We start from the raw sequence: 8,332 nt of genomic DNA on the forward strand, positions 1-8,332 counted from the left end.
ATACACTTCCTTTCATGCAGTATTCTCTGCATGTTAAAACATCGCATTCATTCAGTTGAAGCCAAGGGGATTCAGTTACCATACGACTCTATACCAAAGATGATATCATCTCTTTCTAACATCACTCAGACTGTATTTCCTGAAGGCTGTTATTTCTCTGAAATTGTCGGAAAGAGAAAAGAGTTGTTTGAAAGATTAGGCATTCCGTTACCTGAACCTGAAACAAATATAGAATACGAAGAAGATTCTGCACTAGAGACAGAAGAATAAATAAAAAATCTCCACCTAGGTGGAGATTTTTGGACTTACCCCATAGTTACACAAATTTGTTCAAAATATGGGCTTAAAAAACATGTCCTTATTCAAAACGACCTTTAAAACACGCCGGAATCAAATCCGACACGCTTCATTAATCAGTTACTTCTTCTGCTGATATTCCATGGCAGCCTTAATGAATCCGCTAAATAAAGGATGACCGTCTCTTGGGGTAGAAGTAAATTCAGGATGGAACTGAACGGCAACAAACCAAGGATGGTTTGGATTTTCAATAATTTCAACAAGCTTGCTGTCAGCACTTAAACCGGTAACCTTAAGGCCGGCTTCCTGAATCTTAGGTAACAGATAGTTGTTAACTTCATAACGATGACGGTGACGTTCGTAGATTTCCGGCTTATCATAGAGCGCTCTTACCTTTGAACCTTCAGCAAGATGACACAGCTGAGCACCTAAACGCATGGTACCGCCGAGGTCAGAGTTTTCATTTCTCTCAACCTTTTCACCTTCTTCGTTTACCCATTCGGTAATCAGGCCGATTACAGGGTACTTCGAATTTTTGTCAAATTCAGTTGAATTTGCACCTTCAAGGCCTGCTACGTTTCTGGCGTATTCAATGATGGCAATCTGCATGCCGAGACAGATACCGAGATATGGAATCTTGTTTTCTCTGGCATACTGAGCGGCAAGAATCTTACCTTCGATACCGCGATTGCCGAAACCGCCAGGAACAAGAATAGCGTCAACATCCTCTAAAGCTTCAAGTCCCTTGGTTTCAAGATCCTGTGAATCAACATATTTGATGTTCACGTTTACGTGATTCTTAAGACCGCCGTGCTTTAAAGCTTCATTTACAGACTTATAGGCATCAGGAAGCTGAACATACTTACCAACCATGGCAACGGTTACTTCACCTTCACTGTTTGCCTGCTGATAAATAACCTTTTCCCATTCAGAAAGATCCGCTTCCCTACAGTTAAGGCCGAAACGTTCACAGACAGTGGTATCAAGTCCCTGATTCTTGAGCAGAGCAGGAATCTTGTAGATTGAGTCGACATCTCTCATTGAAATAACGCACTTTTCATTTACGTTACAGAAAAGAGCGATCTTGGTCTTTTCAGCGTTTGGAATGTTCATTTCAGAACGGCAGATAAGAATATCAGGCTGAATACCGATGCTTAATAGTTCCTTAACTGAGTGCTGAGTAGGCTTGGTCTTGATTTCACCGGAAGTCTTCAAATATGGCACCAGGGTCAGGTGCATGAATAAAGCATTCTGTCTTCCGAGTCTCACAGCCAGCTGTCTGATGGCTTCAAGGAATGGTAATGATTCGATATCACCAACGGTACCGCCGATTTCCACAATAGCGATTTCATGATCTGCACCGCCGGCTAAAATCTTTTCCTGAATTTCACTGGTGATATGAGGTACAACCTGAATGGTAGCTCCAAGGTAGTCACCTCTTCTTTCCTTTCTGATTACGTCAGAATAGATACGACCGGTTGTGAAGTTATTATTTTTGGTCATCTTGGTACGGATAAAACGTTCGTAATGACCCAAATCCAAATCGGTTTCAGCACCGTCTTCAGTTACAAACACTTCACCATGCTGAATCGGACTCATTGTACCCGGATCGACGTTAATGTATGGATCCAGCTTAAGCATGGTCACATCTAGACCACGGGCTTCCAGTACGGCAGCAAGAGATGCTGCAGCAATTCCCTTTCCCAGTGAAGAAACAACACCACCAGTAACAAATATAAATTTAGTAGCCATATCAAACCATTACGCTTTCAAAATAAAAAAACAGCATAAAAGCCACATGTCGCTTTTATGTTGTTTTCACAAAAAAATTTGCAGTAAATTGTATCAAAAATTTGACGTAAATAACAGCATATTTTTAAAACAGCAGAATTTACCGGGTACCACGGCATAAATATTCATTTATATACAAAATACAAACTGCCAGTTTACGATCATAATACCTTAATGACCGAAAACCGGCAGCTTATTTATGAATTTAAGTTTTACAGACGTTTTGCAGAGATAACCCCACTCATATTGTTGAGTCGCGCAAGAGTTCTGTTCAGATCATTAATGTTTATGACCTCCATATCAATATCTATCTGAGCAGTCTGTGTCTTGGTATCAGATCTTGATCTAACCCCAAGAACATTAATCTTTTCATTCGCGATAATTGTGGTGACATCCCTCAACAGACCTGCTCTGTCATTCGCGATAATCCCCACGGTAAGGCTGAATCCGCTCGAATACTCACCGCCCCATACCGCGTCAACCAGTCTTTCCGGATGTTCAGCCGCCAGGTGATTCAGAGTATGACACCCCTTTCTATGAATGGAAACACCTTTTCCTCTGGTGATAAAGCCGACAATATCCTCACCGGGAATAGGATGACAGCATTTAGCCACATGGGTAACAAGGTTCCCCACCCCGTTTACCACGATCTTGCTCTTTGCCGCATTCCTCTCAACATTGGCTATTCTTGCCTGAGTACGCTGTTCAATATTCTTCAGAATTTCATCATCAGGATTATTGACCTTGATATTATTAAGCTTGGCTTCAATGTAATTAATCAGCTGATTTATACGTATGTCGCCAGATCCAACATTAGCCAGAACATCAAACTGATCCTTCACGTTGTAATGATGCAGAACATCCTTAATCAGTTCAGGAAGCTGTTCTTTTGATACAGTAAGTCCGTGACGCTCAATTTCCTTTTCCAGCATTTCCCTGCCGGCAGCAATATTCTTTTCACGATCTAACTGCTTAAACCACGCGGATACCTTTGCTCTGGCCTTGCTTGTTCTTAAAAATCCGTTGTTTGGATTTAACCAGTCACGACTTGGATTCGGTTCTTTCTGAGTTGCAAGTTCAACCTGTTCACCTGTCTGCAGCTGATAGGTAAACGGAACAATTCTGCCGTCAACCTTTGCTCCGATACAGCGATGACCAATCATACTGTGAATCTGATAAGCAAAATCCAATGGAGTTGCCCCCTGAGGAAGGTCAATTACATCCCCCTTAGGAGTAAACACATAGACTCTGTCTTCAAATACCTGTGTCTTGAATTCATCAACAATTGAACCGGCCTCAACCATGTCTTCCTGCCACTTGAGAAGCTTACGCAGCCAGGCGATGCGTTCCTCATATGCAGCATCAAGATTGGTACCGCCTTCCTTATATTTCCAGTGGGCAGCAACACCAAGCTCAGCTTCCTTGTGCATATCGGCAGTACGAATCTGAATCTCAACTGTTTTTCCCTGAGGACCGATCACAACCGTATGAATTGACTTGTAACCGTTAGGCTTAGGATTAGCTATATAATCATCAAATTCCCTCGGAATATGATGGAAGCAGGTATGTATAACCCCCAAAGCCCCGTAGCAGTCCTGCAGTCTTTTCACAATTACGCGAACAGCTCTTACATCATATAATTCAGTAAAATTAAGATGTTTTTTCTGCATCTTTCTCCAGATGCTGTAAATATGCTTCGGTCTGCCGTAAACTTCAGCTTCAAGCCCCTCTGATTTAAGCTTTTCTTCAAGAATAGACACAAAATCAACGATGTATTTTTCGCGGTCAACACGCTTTTCATCGAGAAGTTTTGCAATCTGTTTGTAGGTATCAGGATGGAGATATCTGAAAGATAAATCCTCCAGCTCCCATTTCAGCTGACCAATACCGAGACGATTCGCCAGAGGTGCATAGATGTTTGATATTTCCTTGGCAACTGCAACACGAGTTTCCTCATCCGCATTCTTGACTTCTCTCAGAGCCGCAATTCTTTCTGAAAGCTTGATGATTACCGCTCTCACATCCTCGACCATTGCCAGAAGCATGCGACGCACGGTATCAATTTTGGCATTGGATATCTCACTTCCGGAATTTGAAATATTCTGCAGGAATCGGATAGCTTCCATATCCTTCACACCATGCAGAAGTCTTGCTATCGGTTTGCCGAAGTCTTTTTCAGCCTGTTCAATAGTAAAATATCCTTCCTCTATGTGCGGATAAAGTATTGCTGAACAGTAACTGTCCACATCCATATGCAAGGTCTGAAGGATACCGATAATCTCAATAGCTCTACTGGTCAGACGCTCCATGTTATCACCTGATTCGGCAATCTTGTTATGACAGTAATCAAATACCTTCATAATTTTGATTTTGTCTTCACTGTTCACATGCAACGATTCTTTCCAGGCTTCAAGATCGAACTTGCCTTTAACATGCGTATTGCGGATAGCTACCATAATTAGGTAAGAACCTCTCTTTATTGTTGATAATCAGCTTTTATTTATATGTGTACATTGGCCTGTTCTAAGATCGTCAGGCATCTAAATTTGTTTATATTATTGCTTTTATTTTTTAATGAGACGGACATGATAAAAAACAGGCCCGGCTTTTAAAAAATCAGCCAATGACATTATATTTATTTCCGCATTGACTGACGGTACTAATTCATACTGAACAATTATATACTCAGCATGATTTTATTCAACAATGTAAGGAATTAAACAGATGGCAATGAAACTGCTGTCACACATGTATATATAGATAGGTTCTTTATTGAAAAATTCCAACTGATTTAGCATCGTTATCATAATATATGACAAAATATCTCATTTCTGAATAACTAAATCCGAAGCATTGATCATCTGTTAGGATACTATTACTTGCACTAACCTTTCTTTTCTGAAAAAATTACTGGTTAATGTTAAATAATCACGTAAATAACTTATTCTGGTTCACCTATTTCTGATTCAGGAGGATTTATGGCTGACGACTTACATTCTTTTCTTGATATTCTTGCAGATGTGGCCAAGCAACAGGAAGACGAAGAAAAACAAACTGCAGAAAGCGGTTCTGCAGATGTAAAGAACAATCCTTCTTCAGATTCTGCCGCATCATCAGAAAAACCCTTGCCTTCAGACAGACAAACGACAGTCCCCCATCCAAAAAGCACAGAAGAAGCACAAATTGCAAACTCCACCGAAGAATACAGTCCTGATTTTTTCAAATCTGCAATAAGCAATGCCAAAAAGAACACCAGATCCGCAAAAAAACGCAGCACCAATGGTGAAGTAAGTATTTTTGATCAGATAAGTAAAAATCAGAAAACTGTCAGAACAGCCAGAAAATCAACCGGACGCACAACAAGAAGAACCACTACGACCAGAAGAAAAACTTCAACATCCAGCGGAATTCCATCTTTCAGAAAACCGAGAACATCAACGATCATTAAGAAAATCCTCGGTGTCATTATTGATCTTATATTCGGAAGAAAAAGCAGTTCGTCGGGCAGAAATACAAAACTCAACGGATATGAAATGCTTACCTCCCTTCTAGGCTCAACCGATAATACGGCATCAAAATCTGCCGGTCTGAACCAGCCGGTTTCGTCAACGGCAAAATCAAAGCCTTTGAACAGCACTGACCAGAAACTTCTTACATCTGTGGTAAAAGATATGTTCGGAAATGGCAAATCTTCCAATGCAGACTTTTTACCTGTATTTAAGGACGTAGTACGTTCAGTGATAAGCGGTAATAATCAGGAAGCACTTAACAGCAAAGAAATGTTTTCTGATGAAGCTGTAAAAATCGGTTATACATCCAAAGAATCAGAGGGAGCTTCAGCCATTCTTGGAGCACTGCTGAACAGCAATCTCAGTAATAAAAGCATTGCCATGATCCTTCAGCAGTTTACTGAAACAGAAGATGATGACTCTGAATAATCTGAAGAAATTACAATACAGACAATAGAATTGAAGCACAAGTATAATGGCAAATGTTTAATTTTATCCGGCATTAGAACCAACGGATTTATTGTGTCTGCTTATCCTATCAATAAGGAGGATCTATAATGTACACTATCCGATTAATGAATGAATTTTTACATGGTCCAATATGGATATATGATCAAGATGAAACAATCCGTTTGAAGCATTCTCTGATCAGCAATGATACAATATTGCAGAATCTTAATGAAGAAGCTGCAACTTTGTATGATTCATTTTATGATTTTGATATAGGTGATGAGCCTTGCGTTTTTGACGATGAAGGATACAAAGCCGCGTTTCCTAAAATGAAAGAACTTATTGAAAAAATTAAGCAGAGACTTAATGAGATCAATGATGGGTCTTTCACTGTAGAAGACTACATTACTAATCAGAAGTTCGATTAACCGAGAGTCAATCATTGTATTTTTAGCCGACAGTCCCTTATCTGTCGGCTTTTTCACTTATGGAAATTTCCTCATTCCCCAAGTCGGCTATTCAGGGTGTGGGATGAGGACAAAAAACTGGACAATTAATTCACCTTGTTAAGCCCCATTTGAGGAACTGAAATGCTCTCTGCGGTTCATACTGGCTGTCATCAACGGTATGACGGATGTTCCTCATATGACTCGTTCTGATTATTACTACACGATAAATAAAATTGACAAGGACAAAAAGAATCAGGAACTTACAGAAGAGATCAAGGCAATATATGCTGAACATAAGAAGCGCTACGGCTATCGTCGTATCACTCTGGAACTTGCTCGCCGCGGTGTCTGTGCAAATCATAAAAAAGTTCAGCGCCAAGTTTAGGGTTTTAGTTGCGTAATTGTTTACTCAAGTTTTTCAATCAGACACTGGTGATCCTTGGTTTTAGGATTGTAGTTAATGCCGACAATGATGATATTCCGATATTGCTGTGTATAGCGTTTGAAGTATTCCTGCGTTTTAATCTGCTGAATAGCAATCTCTGCAGATTCTCCGTATTTAAACTCAATCAGAATCAGAGGCTGTTTTCTGATTACAGGTTCATACACCAGATCTATACGGCCTTTTCCAGCCTGATCTTCACGATGATAGCTGTAATCATCAAGAGTTGCCCATAAAAGTCCCGTTATCACGCAAAATGTAAGGGCAGATTCGGAGTTATAATCGTATATTGATACTGCAGAAGAATTATGTATTTCCTGAATAAGTTCTGCTACTGTATCGCCATCAAGTTCCTTAATAGCTTTGAGCAGCCTCTCAGACCGTTTTATAGTGTCCATACGCTCATACCAATCCTGTTCTTTGACAATATCCATCAGAGCTGATTTTATCTCTGCATTCGGTACGTATGCGATTCGCCTGTTTTTACTGTTTGTAACCTTCTGTGGCTGTATTTCATCTGTATCTGTATTTTCTTCATCAGGATTAATGCATCCAAGGTATCCCAGACATACCAGAAGGCAGAAAACATCATTCTTATCCTTTATGCTGACCATGTCGTTTTGGAATTTGCCACAATTGAAAGATACCTCATCACCTTCAATTAAATTCAGAACGTCTTCTTTAATACCATCAAAATCCATGTTGATTAAGCGAACAACTTCTTCATTAGACGAGGTTCCGCTCCAATAGCTCTGACATACTCCATCGCTTATAGCTGAAACTACAGAGTTAGGATTGTAAATATCAATATTGTTAAGTTTGTAGCCTTCATACCATTCCTTCAAGTCCTGTTGCGATACGTGGCACGATGGGCTTTCTACTATTGCGGCCACTTCCTCATCCGTAAAACCGAAGTATTTCTCGTAAGGGATTGGTCTTAACATGTTGTATTCTTTAAAACCGTTTAATGCAGATTGAGAGTTATACTTCTTGATAGGAAGAATACCGGTAAGGTAAGCAAATGCAAAACAGGCCTGTCCAGATTTTGATTTAAATAAACCTCGCAGAAATTCTATAAATTTTTCCTGCAAAGCATCTTCATTTCGATAATCTCTGTAGATCAGATCCCATTCATCCATAATAAAAATAAATGGTTCGCCTGTATTTTGGCATATAGCTTCCAATGCCGAGGATAACGACTTCTTCCCAACTAATGGAGCTTTATCTATTTGTTCAGCGTATTCTTTGTTTTCCTTTAGATCACAAATAACCACGTACTGCAGAAAATCTACGATATCATCTATACCTTCAATGTATAGAGAACTGTCGTCCTTATACGAGAGATACTTATCTTTTATGGAATTCATATCAATGTATATGACATCATATTTGTT

7 protein-coding genes are annotated in these 8,332 nt (G+C 39.8%); 4 read left to right on the top strand and 3 right to left on the bottom strand.

Annotated features, from left to right (window positions below; all coding sequences use genetic code 11):
- A partial coding sequence (locus T489_RS13770) for a hypothetical protein (protein WP_037319860.1) occupies positions 1 to 270 on the top strand: 270 nt, incomplete at its 5' end.
- A 147-nt stretch (positions 271 to 417) separates the two neighbouring features.
- Here the strand turns inward: T489_RS13770 and T489_RS0111415 are convergent.
- On the bottom strand, positions 418 to 2,049 hold the full coding sequence (locus T489_RS0111415; protein ID WP_031580158.1) for a CTP synthase: 1,632 nt from the start codon (positions 2,047 to 2,049) through the stop codon (positions 418 to 420).
- A 251-nt stretch (positions 2,050 to 2,300) separates the two neighbouring features.
- Positions 2,301 to 4,544: a GTP diphosphokinase gene (gene relA / locus T489_RS0111420; protein WP_031580159.1), complete on the bottom strand. Its 2,244-nt coding sequence runs from the start codon at positions 4,542 to 4,544 to the stop codon at positions 2,301 to 2,303.
- Between the two features lie 522 nt (positions 4,545 to 5,066).
- Here relA and T489_RS0111425 point away from each other — a divergent pair.
- The 3 genes from T489_RS0111425 to T489_RS0111440 all read left to right on the top strand — a co-directional run bounded on the left by T489_RS0111425 (position 5,067) and on the right by T489_RS0111440 (position 6,881).
- Entirely contained in the window at positions 5,067 to 6,026 is a 960-nt protein-coding gene (locus T489_RS0111425) for a hypothetical protein (RefSeq protein WP_031580160.1), read from the top strand.
- A 128-nt stretch (positions 6,027 to 6,154) separates the two neighbouring features.
- Positions 6,155 to 6,475 carry a hypothetical protein gene (locus tag T489_RS0111430; protein WP_031580161.1) on the top strand — a complete coding sequence of 107 codons (321 nt, stop codon included), beginning with the start codon at positions 6,155 to 6,157 and terminating at the stop codon, positions 6,473 to 6,475.
- Between the two features lie 217 nt (positions 6,476 to 6,692).
- On the top strand, positions 6,693 to 6,881 hold the full coding sequence (locus T489_RS0111440) for an IS3 family transposase (RefSeq protein WP_031580162.1): 189 nt from the start codon (positions 6,693 to 6,695) through the stop codon (positions 6,879 to 6,881).
- 20 nt (positions 6,882 to 6,901) lie between these two features.
- Here the strand turns inward: T489_RS0111440 and T489_RS0111445 are convergent.
- A partial coding sequence (locus tag T489_RS0111445) for a PD-(D/E)XK nuclease domain-containing protein (RefSeq protein WP_031580163.1) occupies positions 6,902 to 8,332 on the bottom strand: 1,431 nt, incomplete at its 5' end.

It is taken from the genome of Ruminobacter sp. RM87 (genome assembly GCF_000701925.1).
Classification (GTDB): Bacteria; Pseudomonadota; Gammaproteobacteria; order Enterobacterales; family Succinivibrionaceae; genus Ruminobacter; species Ruminobacter amylophilus.

Bases quoted from the DNA above. Each gene is read 5' to 3' on its own strand.
- T489_RS0111415 (WP_031580158.1), bottom strand. From the start codon at position 2,049: ATGGCTACTAAATTTATATTTGTTACTGGTGGTGTTGTTTCTTCACTG.
- relA (WP_031580159.1), bottom strand. From the start codon at position 4,544: ATGGTAGCTATCCGCAATACGCATGTTAAAGGCAAGTTCGATCTTGAA.
- T489_RS0111425 (WP_031580160.1), top strand. From the start codon at position 5,067: ATGGCTGACGACTTACATTCTTTTCTTGATATTCTTGCAGATGTGGCC.
- T489_RS0111430 (WP_031580161.1), top strand. From the start codon at position 6,155: ATGTACACTATCCGATTAATGAATGAATTTTTACATGGTCCAATATGG.
- T489_RS0111440 (WP_031580162.1), top strand. From the start codon at position 6,693: ATGACTCGTTCTGATTATTACTACACGATAAATAAAATTGACAAGGAC.